This window comes from Rhodococcus sp. EPR-147, from assembly GCF_001647185.1.
In the GTDB taxonomy this organism is placed as follows: Bacteria; Actinomycetota; Actinomycetes; order Mycobacteriales; family Mycobacteriaceae; genus Rhodococcoides.
In genome coordinates this window covers 1-13,290 of record NZ_LVCU01000070.1, presented here as the reverse complement: position 1 = coordinate 13,290, position 13,290 = coordinate 1, and the positions used below count along the sequence as shown (strand labels likewise).

General features: G+C 63.2%; 13 protein-coding genes. 6 read left to right on the top strand and 7 right to left on the bottom strand.

Annotated features, from left to right (window positions below; translation table 11 throughout):
• Positions 1-34: 34 nt before the first annotated feature.
• On the top strand, positions 35-1,006 hold the full coding sequence (locus A2J02_RS03735; RefSeq protein ID WP_068046985.1) for an ABC transporter substrate-binding protein: 972 nt from the start codon (positions 35-37) through the stop codon (positions 1,004-1,006).
• Between the two features lie 103 nt (positions 1,007-1,109).
• On the top strand, positions 1,110-2,591 hold the full coding sequence (locus A2J02_RS03730; RefSeq protein WP_068046983.1) for a mannitol dehydrogenase family protein: 1,482 nt from the start codon (positions 1,110-1,112) through the stop codon (positions 2,589-2,591).
• Here the strand turns inward: A2J02_RS03730 and A2J02_RS03725 are convergent.
• Positions 2,579-3,370 carry an acyl-CoA thioesterase gene (locus A2J02_RS03725; protein ID WP_068046979.1) on the bottom strand — a complete coding sequence of 264 codons (792 nt, stop codon included), beginning with the start codon at positions 3,368-3,370 and terminating at the stop codon, positions 2,579-2,581. The two genes, A2J02_RS03730 and A2J02_RS03725, sit on opposite strands and share 13 nt — an antisense overlap.
• Positions 3,371-3,451: 81 nt before the next feature.
• On the bottom strand, positions 3,452-4,501 hold the full coding sequence (locus A2J02_RS03720) for an SDR family oxidoreductase (protein ID WP_068046976.1): 1,050 nt from the start codon (positions 4,499-4,501) through the stop codon (positions 3,452-3,454).
• Positions 4,502-4,589: 88 nt separating this feature from the next.
• On the opposite strand from A2J02_RS03720, the gene A2J02_RS03715 reads away from it, so the two are divergent.
• On the top strand, positions 4,590-4,907 hold the full coding sequence (locus A2J02_RS03715; protein WP_068046973.1) for an ArsR/SmtB family transcription factor: 318 nt from the start codon (positions 4,590-4,592) through the stop codon (positions 4,905-4,907).
• Here A2J02_RS03715 and A2J02_RS03710 read toward each other — a convergent pair.
• Positions 4,891-6,399, bottom strand: coding sequence for an SAM-dependent methyltransferase (locus A2J02_RS03710; RefSeq protein ID WP_231893675.1), 1,509 nt, complete (start codon positions 6,397-6,399; stop codon positions 4,891-4,893). The genes A2J02_RS03715 and A2J02_RS03710 overlap by 17 nt on opposite strands.
• 78 nt (positions 6,400-6,477) lie before the next feature.
• Here A2J02_RS03710 and A2J02_RS03705 point away from each other — a divergent pair, with 78 nt between their 5' ends.
• Positions 6,478-6,981, top strand: a complete 504-nt coding sequence (locus tag A2J02_RS03705) for a DUF1648 domain-containing protein (protein WP_231893676.1) — start codon at positions 6,478-6,480, stop codon at positions 6,979-6,981.
• 1 nt (position 6,982) lies between these two features.
• On the opposite strand, the gene A2J02_RS03700 is transcribed toward A2J02_RS03705, so the two are convergent.
• From A2J02_RS03700 to A2J02_RS03690, 3 genes are all read right to left on the bottom strand, one after another.
• A complete protein-coding gene (locus A2J02_RS03700) occupies positions 6,983-8,374 on the bottom strand; it encodes an outer membrane protein assembly factor BamB family protein (protein ID WP_068046966.1) in 1,392 nt (463 codons plus the stop codon).
• Positions 8,371-9,594, bottom strand: coding sequence for a hypothetical protein (locus A2J02_RS03695; protein ID WP_156516066.1), 1,224 nt, complete (start codon positions 9,592-9,594; stop codon positions 8,371-8,373). The genes A2J02_RS03700 and A2J02_RS03695 overlap by 4 nt, the downstream gene beginning before the upstream one ends.
• A 160-nt stretch (positions 9,595-9,754) precedes the next feature.
• Positions 9,755-11,002, bottom strand: coding sequence for a TetR family transcriptional regulator C-terminal domain-containing protein (locus A2J02_RS03690; RefSeq protein ID WP_068046960.1), 1,248 nt, complete (start codon positions 11,000-11,002; stop codon positions 9,755-9,757).
• Between the two features lie 173 nt (positions 11,003-11,175).
• Between A2J02_RS03690 and A2J02_RS03685 the strand changes: the two genes are divergently transcribed.
• Complete coding sequence (locus A2J02_RS03685) at positions 11,176-11,436, top strand: LuxR C-terminal-related transcriptional regulator (protein WP_068046957.1); 261 nt, start codon at positions 11,176-11,178, stop codon at positions 11,434-11,436.
• A 4-nt stretch (positions 11,437-11,440) separates the two neighbouring features.
• Here the strand turns inward: A2J02_RS03685 and A2J02_RS03680 are convergent, their stop codons facing one another.
• Positions 11,441-12,094, bottom strand: a complete 654-nt coding sequence (locus A2J02_RS03680; protein WP_068046954.1) for a DedA family protein — start codon at positions 12,092-12,094, stop codon at positions 11,441-11,443.
• 87 nt (positions 12,095-12,181) lie between these two features.
• On the opposite strand from A2J02_RS03680, the gene A2J02_RS03675 reads away from it, so the two are divergent.
• Positions 12,182-13,201, top strand: a complete 1,020-nt coding sequence (locus tag A2J02_RS03675; RefSeq protein WP_068046951.1) for an SMP-30/gluconolactonase/LRE family protein — start codon at positions 12,182-12,184, stop codon at positions 13,199-13,201.
• The last annotated feature ends 89 nt before the right edge of the window (positions 13,202-13,290 follow it).

Genomic DNA, 13,290 nt, shown 5'->3' with positions numbered 1-13,290 from the left:
CCCTTTACTCAAATCCCTTACAAGAAAGTCGACCATGATCACATCACGCACCGCCGTCGTTGCACTGAGTGTCGCTTCGGTCTCCGCCATGTTCCTGGCGGGTTGTTCGTCCGACTCCGGAAGCGGTGGCGGCAGCAACAACATCGCCTTCATTCAGGGCGTCAGTGGCGACGAGTTCTACATCAGTATGCAGTGCGGAATCGAAGCTGCGGCAAAGGACGCAGGCGTCACAGTCGACACTCAGGGCCCGGTCAAGTTCGATCCCACCCTGCAGAAGCCGATCGTGGATTCGGTTGTCGCATCGCGGCCGTCGGCAATCCTCATCGCGCCCACCGACGTGGCCGCCATGCAGGCACCACTCGAGGCAGCCTCCAGAGCAGGTATCAAGGTCGTACTCGTCGACACCACCCTGGAAGACCCGTCCATCGCGGTCTCCTCGATCTCGTCCGACAACAAGGGAGGTGGGGCAGAAGCGTTCAGCGCCATCGAGCAGCTCAACCCATCCGGAGGCAAGGTGCTCGTCATCTCCACCGATCCCGGGATCTCCACCGCCGACGCCCGGGTGGCCGGCTTCGAGGAAGCCGTCGGGGCCAACTCGGCATTCGACTACCTCGGAGTCCAGTACAGCCACAACGACCCGGCCGAGGCTGCTCGTCTGGTCTCGGCCGCTCTGGCGAAGGACCCCGATATCGTCGGAATTTTCGCCGCGAACACGTTCGCGGCCGAGGGCACGGCTACGGGCGTCCGGCAGGCAGGCAAGCAGGATCAGGTCAAGATCGTCGGGTTCGACGCAGGCCCCGCCCAGGTCAAGCAGCTTCGTGAGGGAACAGTGCAGGCGCTGATAGCGCAGCAGCCCGACACCATCGGCACCGACGGTGTCGCGCAGGCCATGGCCGCCATCAACGACGAGCCGGTCACCGCCGACATCTCGACCGGCTTCCATGTCATCACCGCCGAGAACATCGACGGCGAGGGCGCGCAGTACGTCTACAAGTCGTCCTGCTGATCCCTGACGTGTAACCCCCTTCAGCTGCGGTGGTGCTCCTGGTGGCAGACCATGCCCGGGAGCGCCACCGCTCACCACGTTCGTCCGACCCCGAGGACCTGTCATGACCGAGCTTCGCCGCGCGACGTTGGAACACCTGCCCGCGACCGTCGCGAAGCCGGACTACGACTTGGACGAACTGCACTGCGGTGTGGTGCATTTCGGAGTCGGTGCTTTTCATCGCGCTCATCAGGCGGTGTACTTCGATCGGCTTCTCGCGGCCGGCCATCTCGACTGGGCACTGTGTGGAGTGGGAGTGTTGCCGGGAGACAGGAAGATCGGTGACGTCCTCGACTCGCAGGACCACCTCTACACCCTGGTCACGGTGGATCCGGACGGTCGACGCGACGCCCGGGTCGTCGGTTCGGTCGCGGATTTCGTCTTCGCGCCCGAGGATCCCCAGGGGGTACTCGATGTGCTCAGCTCACCCGCCACGATGATCGTGTCACTGACGATCACCGAGGCGGGCTACGGCGTGGACGACATCACCGGTGCATTCGAGCCCAGCGATCCTGCAGTGCTCGACGACCTCCGGGACCTCTCGGTACCTTCGAGTGTCTTCGGCTTCCTGACCGTTGCGCTCGCCACCCGCCGGTACCACGGAATTCCACCGTTCACCGTGATGTCGTGCGACAACATCGTCCACAACGGGTCGGTGACCCGAACTGCATTGACGTCCTTCGCCCGTCGGCACGACGCCGACCTGGCAGACTGGATCGACGCATCGGTCGCGTTTCCCAACTCGATGGTCGACCGCATCACCCCTGCTACGACGACCGCAGTCATCGACGACGTGCGCTGCGACTTCGGAATCGACGACGGCTGGCCGGTGCGGTCGGAATCGTTCTCGCAGTGGGTGGTCGAAGACACCTTCTCGTTCGGCCGACCGCCCTTCGGCGAGGTCGGAGTGCAACTCGTCGCCGACGTCGCACCGTACGAACACATGAAACTGCGGCTGCTCAACGGATCTCACCAAGCACTGAGCTATCTCGGTATCCTCGCCGGCTACACCCACGTGCACGAGGTGATGGGAAGTCCCGACCTGTACGAGTTCGTGGCGTCGTACATGCGAACCGAGGCTGCCCCGACGCTCGACCCGGTCGACGGAATCGACATCGACACCTACATCGAACAACTGCTGCAACGTTTTTCGAGCCATGCGGTGCGAGACACGCTCGAACGTCAGATCGTCGACGCGTCCGCCCGCATCCCGAAGTTCGTGCTGCCGGTGATCCGCGACCGGCTGGCACAGGACCGATCGGTCGACCACGGAGCGCTGGTGCTCGCCGCGTGGTGCGGAGTCCACGAGCGTGGGGACATCCCGATGGTCGACGCGAACGCCGAACACCTGCAGCGTTTGTCGTGGGAGGATCACGACAACCCCGGCGCTTTCCTGGCGAACCCAGCCGTGTTCGGTGATCTGGCGACGAGTCCGCGGCTACGCGGGGCGTACCAAAGGGCCAAGCGCTCGCTTCAGGACAGCGGTGCCCGCGGAGCAGTGCGGCGCGTGCTGGAACAGTCGGTCGGAGTGGGTCAGACCTTGTAGTACACCACCTGGTGGCTCGTGGCCAGCAACGTTCCACCTTCGGTCCACAGTTCGGCCGTCTGATCGAAATAGCCCTGATGGAAGCGGCGAGCTCGTGCGGTACCGAGGACGTATCCGTCGGAGTGCTGCTCGAGATCTTCGGGCGTCGCGAAGTAGTGGGTCGTCAGCGAGATGGTGCCGGCCGGCACGTAGCGACCGAGGCGCTGAAAGATCCTGGGGTAGAAAACATCGCTGAGCGAGGTGAGCGCAGCGAAGTCCACCGGGCGTGGTGGCGTGTCGCGGATCCACAGTGTCTCGGTCGAGTCCGGTGATTCCTGGTCGTTCAGAGCGCCTGCAACGAAACGCATCTCGTAGTTCTGTGCCCAGGCGATCGCGTCGGGAAAGTTGCCGCGGGGCGTCTCGGCGGGGGAGGGGACGGCCGGTGCCACGGCCTCGGTGTTGTCCCACGTCTCGCGCCTGGTTCCGAACACCGCCGTGGCCGTGGTGGCGACGGCACCGTCCTGGACGAGTTCGAGGTACCAGTGCTGATTGCTCCGGTTGGTTCGCACGGCGCGCGCCGAGATCTCGAATTCGCCCTCGGCCACCGGACCGGCGAAGTTGACCGTCAGCGAGACCGGCGATCCGAGGCATTCCGGATGCCGTTCGATGGCTCGGATGAACGTCGCAGCAGTGATGCCACCGAACGGGCCGACCATGTTGTTGTACGGCGCTGATGTCCTGCCGCGATACGTGCCGTCGCCGACGGTCTCGAGCGCGACTGCTGTGTCGAACGGATGCATTGTTCTCCCGTAGGTCTCGATCGGCGTTCGTGCCGATTCAAACTATCCGGCCCACTCGGGTGGTACACAGGGTGGCTCCCCTCAGGGAATGATTCGCTGGCGGCGTAGCTCGGCGACTATCGCGGCGAACATCGCCTCGGTGTCGACGAAACGGTGAAAACCCAGTCGACGCGCTTTGGAACCGTCGGCAAGGACGTCGTAGTCCCACGCGAACACGAAATCGCCGAAGGCCCAGGACGATACGTCGGAATACGGAATCTTCCGCAGCCCGTTCTCGGCGACGATCGAATTCCACAGCGGTTCCTTGTCTGCCATGACATCTGCCAAGGACATCGGTAGGGGAGTTGCGGTATCGAGGTCGAAAAGACCCGCGATACGCGGCCACATGTCGCTCCAGCGAAACAGATCGCCGTTGGTGATGTTGAACGCCTGGTTGGCGCAGCTCGGCGTGGTGGCCGCCCATACTGTCGCCTCGGCGAGCAACGATGCATCTGTCATCTCGAGCAGTGCGTCGAAGGCACCGGGCTTGCCCGGAAACCGCATGGGGACGCCCAGTTTCTTGCACATGGTGGCGTACACGGCGATGACGGTGGCCAGATTCATCGGGTTGCCCAGCGCAACACCGCACACCACCGACGGCCGGATCGCCGACCACGTCCACCGCTTACCGAGTTGCCGCGCCTCGAGAAACTGCTGCTGATCGACGTTGAACTCGGGCGGCATGTGCGGCGGATCCGATTCTCGCGCCGGGGTTTTGAAAGGGCCCAGGTGCGCGCCGTACACCTTGTAGCCCTGCATCAGGCTCACGTGCTCGAGGTCCGGTGAGCTCTCCTCGACGGCCGTGACCACGTTGACGAGCATCGCGAGATTGGGGGCGACGAGTTCGGCCCAGCTCGGTCTCTCCTGGTAAGCGGCGTAGAAGATGTGTGTGACGTCGGTCAGCTCCGCCAGTCGACGGTGGGTCTCGTCGGCGTCGAGCAGATCCACCGCGATGTGCCGGACGCGTCCGGCGTCCGTACCACCTCGGCGTGACAGCCCGACGATGTCCCACTCGCCCGTCCGTTGCAGGTGATCGACCAAGTTGCCGCCGATCACTCCGTTGGCTCCCACTACTACTGCTACGCGTGACATGACCTACTCCAATCTCGATATCGCGATATTGCGATGCCTCAAGTAGACCACATATCGGGATATCGCGATATCGGAGTAAGCTTCGAGGGTGGCTGACGAACTGGACCCCGCGGAGCTCGCAGCAGTGTTCGGTGCGCTGAGCAACCCCGCGAGATTGGCGATCATGCAGTGGCTCAAGGACCCGAGCGATTTTCCGCCGCAGCTCGAGCCGGCCGAAGATGTGGGAGTGTGCCTCAAGCACATTCAGTCGAGGGCGGGCGTGTCTCAATCCACCGCCTCGCAGTACATGGCCGTGCTGCAACGCGCGCAGCTGGTGACAAGCACCAAGATCGGTCCCTGGGTGCACTACAAACGCAACGACGCATTCCTCGACCGATTTGCCGAAACGATCAAGTCGGATCTGTGAAGTTGTCGATCGCCTGATCGATCGAGCTGCTGTCCTGGTGCACGGCTCGCGCCCGGTCCCGCAGGGCGCGCCGGTCGGTTGCACGTGCGATGGCGCTCAGGTCGATGCGTTGCAACAGCTTCTTCGTCACCGGTCGTTTGCTGTCCCAAAAAGCCAGTGCAGCAATGAGATCCGTGGCCTCCTGGCCGGTCAACAGCGCATGGGCGACCGCGCATGCCGCTGGGTCCTCGAACGGAAGGAGATAGGTGGCATCGTCGAACACCGCAGGTCTGCCGTCGTAGGGGCCGATCATTCTGAACTGCGGAACCTTGTGGAATCCGGAGATCGCGATCTTGTAGGGCGCAAACGTGTACGGCCCCACTCCGAAGATGCAGAAGCGCGCCCTGTTGCGGTAGATCGACGACTTTCGGCCATCGAGAGCACCCGCGTTGTCGGTCAGGTACTTCCACAGCTTCGGCGCGCTGTCCGCCAACTGCGCGGTGTCGTCACCGGTATGCGACTGCGGAACGATCATCCACCGCGATACTTCGGTGAGCTTACCGCGGTAGACATCGGTGCACTTGAACAGTGGAAACAGGAACTCGCTCTCGACGTCCACCGAAGCTCCGAGTTTGGTTCGTGGACCGTCGTTCTCGGTCAGTTCCATGACGGCAGACGCGTCGTGTTTGATGCCCTGCCGCCACATCAGTGAACTGATGCCATCGAACTGCTTGCTGCGCTGGTACGCATCGACGTTCGCGACGAGTTGGCCGTCGATGACCCCGATTCTGTTGTCCGGTTGTGACGCAACGATGCTCGGATAGGTCGCCGCGGTGTAGTCGGTCTTACCCGGCCCGAGTTCCACGGTGAACCAGCAGGCGTCGACCCCTGCGTCGAACCACTTCTTCGCATCGATCATTCGTAGACTCGAACCGGTCACCGGAAGCTGCTGCCGAGCGCAGTGCAACAGCACGTTTCTAGCAACCTGGGTCTTGCAGATCATCGCGATGGTCACCGGTCTATCGCTGAACTCGGCGAGGAGCTTGATCCAAATGAATTCTGCGATGTCGAAATTGGAGCTTCCGGTGATCGCATCTATTCCGCGCGCGTTCTCGGTGTTCGCGCGAGCCGGTCTGTTGCTCGAGCCCAGAACCGAGAGCTGAGAATTGGTCACCCATGGTGGGTTGCCGACGACGAGAGTCGGGCCGGTCGCAGATGTCCATGCGATGTCGCGTGCAAGGTCGAAATCGAAAATCGAGGCGGTGATCACTCGGCCGAATGCCGATGCGGCCGCGGCGTACTCGGGTTGCACCTCGATTCCGACACGTTCTGCATCGGGATGACGCTCCCCGATGGCCGACAGGAAGTTCCCGACACCGCACGTGGGTTCGAGGACGCGGGTCCACGCCGTTCGAGGCAGGGTGCTGACCAACGCACGTGCCAACTCGATAGGGGTCTGGAAGTCCCCGAACTCGTTGTTGGGCATCGGTGCCTCCGGCAGTGGTGCGGACAAGTGCCTTCCGTGACACGGGAGCGGAAGCCCCGGAGCCACGGCACCACACCGATGCTGGAGGCACTAATGTGGACTTCGATGAAGCTTTCGCGTGCGGCCCTGCTGCTGTCAACTCTGGTGTTCATCGTTGCTCTGATCTGGGTCGCCGTCACCGCGGGGGATCGAGTTCCCGCGCACTTCGACGCGTCCGGTCAGGTCGATCGCATGGAGTCGAAGCTGTCCTTCCTGCTCACGATGGGCGGCATCGGATTCGCGATGATCGGGTTGTTCGCGAGTATCGGTTGGTGGTTGCCCAAGGTTCCGGCGTCCATGGTGAATCTGCCGAGTCGAAAGATGCACGAGTACTGGACTGCCGCCGAGAATCGACCGGAGCTGAACCGGAAGATGGCCGAGGACCTCGAGTGGATCGGCGCGGCAACGGCATTGCTCTTCGCCTGGATCACCGGCGTTGCGGGCGCGACCACAGGCGACTCCGTCAGCGTCTGGGTTCTCGCGGTACCGACGGCGCTGTACGTGCTGGCCATTCTGGGATACGTGGTGTTCGTCGTCAAAGGTGGCCGGTACCGCGTTCCGAAGGACTGATTCAGGGGAGTGGTTGCAGCATCGCCAGTTTGGTGCCCGACTGCACCAGATAGCTGCCCTCGGCGGCGTCGACCAGCATCTCGAAGCTCATCGATTCGTCATCGGGAAACATCATCGACGTCGACGCAGTCCACTCGGTCTCACCGGTGGTCACGTCGACCGCGGACAGATCCGTGCCGGCCGAGGTCAACATCAGATCACCGTCGCGCCCGATGATGCTGCCGGTCAGCCCGGCCTGCCACAGATGCTCGCCGTCTCGCAGATCGAGCGCTGTGGTGCCGTTGGATGCCTGCAGCAACCCGACATGGCCGATCACGTACTTCAGAGTGGCGTACGTGCGGGGCTCGTTGAGTTCGTCTCCGGGGAAGTCGTACGACAAGGCGTCGTCGCGCCACAGTTGCTCACCTGTGGTGCGATCGAAGGCCGTATCGCCGAGAACGATCGGGATCGACGTGTCGGTGGGCTCGTCCAGTGAAGGCTGTTGTACGACAGGACTGTCCGACCGTGCGAGGACCGTGCCGTCCAGTCGGAAGGCGACCGACCCTTTCGATTCCGAACCCGTACCTTCGCAATCTTGCACCGATGCAATGGCCAGGTCGCCTGCGGTGCGTCTCACGGCTCCGAGGCAATCCTCGAGGCTGTCCGTCTTCCAGAGTTGTCGGCCGGTCGCGGCGTCGAACGTGGAGAAACCGCCCCCGACGTCGAAGGTTCCGATGTCGTCATCGACCTTCAGTGCGGTGGCGTAGTCGTCTTCCCAACCGGCCCACGCGTGCAGCGGAACCGTCCACTCTGCGCTCGGATTCTCCAGCGTTCCGCGGTGCAGTAGAACATCGTTACCCTCGAGGTCGCCCGATGTCGTGTACACGCGATCGTTTGCGACGGTGACGGCGAAAAGATCGAGATCAGTAGGGTAGTTTCGCGATTCGCCGGTGGCCGGATCGAAGGTGACGTAGCCGGGAGTCTCGCCCCAGGTGGGCTGGTGGCAGACGAGCTGTCCGTCGAGCGGCTCGTCGGCGCACGCCGCTAGGTCCGGGGCCGGGGTCTTCCACAGAACTGTGCCGTCCGTGGTGTCGATTCCGACCATGACTGCCTCGTCGTTGCCGGATTCCGAGGACACCACGGCCAGTGTGAGAGCTGTACCGCCGATCACTATCGAGCCGAGACCCCACGCATACATGGAACCGGTACGCGGAGAGGCGAAGGTAGCTCCCTCGAGCCCCATGTCCGCCGCGTCGACGGCCCACGCCAACCCCGGCGCGTCGTCCGAGGAGTCCGTGATCTTCTTGATGGTCGTCGATCGGTCCTGTGCCACAACGACTACCGCAGCACCGACCGACAGCGTCGTGACGACCGCCGCAACGACCAATTTCGTCGTCTCGTTCCATCGCGTCATGGAAGGTCCAATCCTGGTGTGTTCGCCAGATTCTCGAGCAATGCTGGATCCGCCGTCGGTCGGTCCGTCGACACCGCGATCTCGAGCCCTGACGGCGTGACGACGGAGACCGAGGACCCTGTCCCGTACTCGTTCGGTGACAGAAGCTGGGGTTCCTCCGTTGTCGTCGAATCGGATTCGATATCAGACGTGGCCCGAGTAACGCTGATCGTGAGTTGCCCGGCAGTGCTGTTCACCGTCTGACAGAGCCCGGAACCGAAGTCACTGGTGTGCAGTGCGCCGAGGGGTGGAGTCGGTGCCAGAGCTGCCACGTCGGCTCGGCGTAAGGCGTCGTTGAGCGTTCGAGTCTCGTCGCGAGAGAACGACGCCGTCGGTGAGTCGTCCCAGCCGCCGTAGCAGTCGGTGACATTGCCCGGTGTTCCCGCAGGGACGGGAGCAGTGATTCTGAGCGCAGGATCGGTGGCTATTCGGACCAGGTCGTCGAGCGTCAGTGTCAACGTGTCCGGGTCGTTCCCGCCCGAGACGGAGGCAGACACGACAGTGTTGTCCGGGGTGTACGCGGTGGCCGTCCGGGAGTAGGACCGCTGACCGTTGGTTTCGCGCCACGTGTCGTCGGCGTCCAGCACCGTTCCGTCCGAAAGACTCCGTCGCTCGTCCACTTGTCCTGCCACACACGGTGGTGGTTCGGCCGAGTCTGCCGGGCCGACAGAAACACTGAGATAGTCGGACCCGCCACCCGCAGCCAGTGGGGCGGATGCATGCGCCGAGTCGAGGACGAAATCCTGAGATTCGTCCGACGCGGGTATCGGGCCGAAGTACAAGGACCTTGTCGATGAGATCTCGGCGGGAAGCGCTGCCATCAACGCCTCGGACATGAGGTGAGCTCTGGGTCCGTCGTACCAGGGGGCGGCTGGATTGTCGTACGACTCGTCGGCCATCGTGGCGATGCCGAAGTACGAGGATTCGCTCGGAGGCTCGACGGTATCGCACCCCGGGATGCTCGCCGACGCGTCGACTTCCGGGGTGACCACCACGTACTCAGGTTGCGGGGGCTCCGGAACGGGAGTCGCCGATGTTGTTGGTAGGGAAGTCAATTCAGGCTCTTCGGCTGGAGCGGTCAATCCCGCTGCGACCACGCCGAGTGCCACGATCGACGTCAGGACGAGTGTGGTCAGCAGCGCAGAATGGTTGCGTTCGGTGGGCTGCGTGTCCTCGTCCATCGCCCTCGCTCCGTTCGTCACCATTGCGACGAACGTCGCGCAATATTCATACCATTCGTTTTGCTAATCGAGGTGGGTGTGGCAGGCAGACGAGATCCTCACTGCACCCGACCGGTTCGCCGGAGAAATCCAGCGGGACCCGATGGCACGCGGTCGATGCTCAGCGCGCACTGAGTCCGTCGAGGAGGAGTTCACCGACGAACGTCGCGTTGTCCTGCGGGCTGTTCTGTCGTCGGGTGAAACACCGCATCAGCAGAGTGTTGGTAATGCCTGCCGCGAGATCGACTGGGCTCGAGCTCTTTCGGAAGATGCCGGTGTCCTGCCCTCGCGCGATGACCGGTGCGATGATCGCCGGCAGGTTGAGCTTCTCCTTGATCGAGATCAGTCCCTCCGGCTCGCCGTAAGTGTCGTGGGCGACGGCGACGAGGAGAGCGTCCATGAATTCGAGTTCTTCGGAGGCGAGTTGCGCGCACCGCAGCATGTGATTCTGCAGAATCGTGAGCTCGTCGAGGCCGAGCAGTTGGTCGTCGGCCACCGACTCACGGAGACGATCGACCCGGCTCTGCAGTGCCGCAACGATGACGGACGGCTTGGTCGGAAACAGAGTCTTGCATGCTGCCCTCGGCACTCCGGCGATATCGGCGACGTCGTCCATACGCGTCATGAAGTACCCACGCTTACCGAACTCGTCGCGCGCCGCGGTGACGATCGCGGCACGCGGATCGCGAGGAAGCGGCCGCTCCTCGACCGGTGTTCCGACATCCCGCACGACGTCGTCGAGGTGCTGATGATGTCCGGACGTGTCGACGACGGTCCCGAGGAAAGCCAGCACCGCGTCGGACATCACATCGGGAGATACGGAGGAGGCGTCCACCTGACTGCGGATGCGAAAACCGTCGACGACAGCATTGACTGTCATGGCGAACGATCGGGCCGTGAAGGGACGGCGAAAGGCTCCACCGTCGGGATCGAACAGTGCCTCGAATGCCTCGAGTACGGCATCGTCTCGAACGCGGTAGCTTCCGGCGAGGGCCCCGGAAGTCGGCCCGCTGAAAACAAGATCGAGAAGAGACTCGGTGATGCTCCTCCGGTCGACGATCGCCGGGAAGTAACGCGCAACGAGCGCAGTCACCGTCGCGCGAATCGACGCACCGCTGTCCGTCATCTGGGTGCGAACAGTCTCGTGAACGTCGGTGGGTGGAGGAGTTCGAGACAAATGTTCGACGACCGTGGCGAGAAAGTCGGATTTGGTGCTGAACTTGCGGAAGAACGTTGCCGTCGACGAGTCGGCCTCGTGAACGACGTCTTCGATACGTAATCCGCGTTCGAGAATCTTCTGCGGATGGGTGACCAACAGTGTGACACCCGCCTCGACGAAGTGGGCGGCGGTCGCGTCGAGCTCGGTCATAGTGGCGGACTTTACCGAGGTGAGGCCCACTGTGACGGCGCAGGTGACAGTGTTCACTCTCGGGTGAGAGCAACCTCGGTCATTCCTCGGAGTGACGCAGCGGAGCGAGTGCTGTGTCATTGGCCGTGTCAGCGCCACCGGGACAGCGGTGACGCCCGAAAACGAGGATCTTCATGACAGTGCTCGACATCCGCATCGGCGATGCCCCCGACCCACGGCTCAGCGCTCGTGAAATCGAGGTTCTCACCGCATGGCTCATCTCGGATTCCAAAGCGGAGGCGTCGCGCTCGCTCTATCTCTCGATGGGAACCGTCAACACACACCTGACTCGCATCAGAGCGAAGTACACGGCAGTGGGACGAACGGCGCCGACCAAAGCGACGTTGCTGGTGCGTGCGCTGCAGGACGGGTTCATCGACATCGACGATCTGTGAGCAGTCACTGCACCTCGACACGACGGGACCGCACCTTCTTGACCACGAACCAGCCGATCAGTGCGACCACGATCCCGATGACGACGTACTGGAACACCGACGCGTAGTTCTCCACGTAGTGCCAGTTCTCGCCGAGGAAGTAGCCGGCAAGCACGAAGATCGAGTTCCAGATCAGGCTGCCGAGGGTGGTGTACAGCAGGAATTGCAGAACCGGCATCCGGGACACGCCGGCCGGGATGGATATGCCCGAACGGACCATCGGGATCATGCGGCCGAAGAACACCGCCGACCGTCCGTGGCGGGCGAACCAATCCTCGGCCTTGGTCAGATCGTCGGTTCCGACGAACGGCATCCGATCGACGATGGCGTACATCCGGTCGCGTCCGAGTTTGACGCCGAGCCAGTACAGAACCAGTGCGCCGAGTACCGATCCGGCCGTCGTCCAGAACAGCGCACTCAGCAGAGTCATCCCGCCCTGGGATGCGGTGAACCCCGCCAGCGGCAGGATGATCTCGCTCGGCAGCGGCGGGAAGAAGTTCTCGGCGGCCACCGCAATTCCTGCGCCGGGGCCACCGATGGCCTCCATCAGACTCACTGCCCATCCGGCGATCCCTCCGAGGTCGCTGTCGGCTGCGGCAAGGGAGGAGGAGGCACTCATGACTACGACAGTACGAAACTGATGGGCCCAAAATCTGCTCACCAGGCGAAATGCTCGGAGATTGAGACATATGGAACACTCGACGGTGTGAACCGAGTCTCCCGAGTAGCCCCTGCTGTTGCCGTCGCCACACTGTTTCTGAGTGCCTGCGGGTCGTCGGACTCGCCCGACCCAGCACCGGCCACGACGAGCAATTCGTCCGCGCCGGCGTCGACATCACCGAGTTCGAGCTCGGCGACGGTCTACAACCTGCCCGGCAGTGGAGTGTTCCCCGAGGGCATCACGGCCGCGGACGACACGTTCTATGTGACGTCCACATCCGATGGCGCGGTGTTCCGCGGAACCGTCGGCTCCCCGGACGTCTCGGTGTTCCTGCCCGGCGGCGCGGACGGACGCACCGCGGCTGCCGGAATCGACGTGACCGACGACGACGATCGCGCCGACTACTTGGTGATCGCCGGTGGGGCCACCGGCAAGGTGTGGGTGTACGACGCCGATTCCGGTGATCTGATCGGAACGTTCACCAACGGTCTCGGCACCGATGCGACATTCCTCAACGACGTCGCCATTGCCGACAACGGTGACGCCTACATCACGGACTCACGCAGCCCGGCGTTGTACCGCATTCCCGTCGAGCAGATGACGGCCGGAACGCAGGACGCTCCGTTGGAGACGTTCGTGAGCTTCGACGGCACTCCGTTCGCGTACGGGGAGGGCTTCAACGCGAACGGCATCGTCGAGAACGACGACGAATCGGCGTTGATCGTCGTGCAGTCCAGTACCGGCAACCTCTATCGAATCGACAAGACCTCGAAAGAGGTCACGCAGGTGGACCTCGGCGGCGCGACCCTGACCAACGGCGACGGCCTCGAAATGGACGACGACACCTTGTACGTCGTCCGCAATCGTGACGGGCTCATCGCCAAGGTCGACCTCGATGACGACGGCAGAACCGGCGCGGTCACCGGTGAGATCACCGACGCATCGTTCGCCTACCCGACAACCGTTGCAGCAGTGAACGATCGACTGCTGGTGGTCAACAGTCAGTTCGACAAGCGTGAGGGAGAGCCCGTCGAGCCGTTCACCGTCAGCTCCGTTCCCGAGTAGACGGTATGGAGGTCTTGGCTGGGGCCCCTCCGCATGTAAGCGTGGGTTGCCGACAGGAGTGGGTCCTGGCCGGTAGAGCCACAGATGTG

Bases quoted from the DNA above. Each gene is read 5' to 3' on its own strand.
- A2J02_RS03725 (WP_068046979.1), bottom strand. From the start codon at position 3,370: ATGCATCCGTTCGACACAGCAGTCGCGCTCGAGACCGTCGGCGACGGC.
- A2J02_RS03720 (WP_068046976.1), bottom strand. From the start codon at position 4,501: ATGTCACGCGTAGCAGTAGTAGTGGGAGCCAACGGAGTGATCGGCGGC.
- A2J02_RS03735 (WP_068046985.1), top strand. From the start codon at position 35: ATGATCACATCACGCACCGCCGTCGTTGCACTGAGTGTCGCTTCGGTC.
- A2J02_RS03700 (WP_068046966.1), bottom strand. From the start codon at position 8,374: ATGACGCGATGGAACGAGACGACGAAATTGGTCGTTGCGGCGGTCGTC.
- A2J02_RS03690 (WP_068046960.1), bottom strand. From the start codon at position 11,002: ATGACCGAGCTCGACGCGACCGCCGCCCACTTCGTCGAGGCGGGTGTC.
- A2J02_RS03680 (WP_068046954.1), bottom strand. From the start codon at position 12,094: ATGAGTGCCTCCTCCTCCCTTGCCGCAGCCGACAGCGACCTCGGAGGG.
- A2J02_RS03685 (WP_068046957.1), top strand. From the start codon at position 11,176: ATGACAGTGCTCGACATCCGCATCGGCGATGCCCCCGACCCACGGCTC.
- A2J02_RS03730 (WP_068046983.1), top strand. From the start codon at position 1,110: ATGACCGAGCTTCGCCGCGCGACGTTGGAACACCTGCCCGCGACCGTC.
- A2J02_RS03695 (WP_156516066.1), bottom strand. From the start codon at position 9,594: ATGGACGAGGACACGCAGCCCACCGAACGCAACCATTCTGCGCTGCTG.
- A2J02_RS03705 (WP_231893676.1), top strand. From the start codon at position 6,478: ATGAAGCTTTCGCGTGCGGCCCTGCTGCTGTCAACTCTGGTGTTCATC.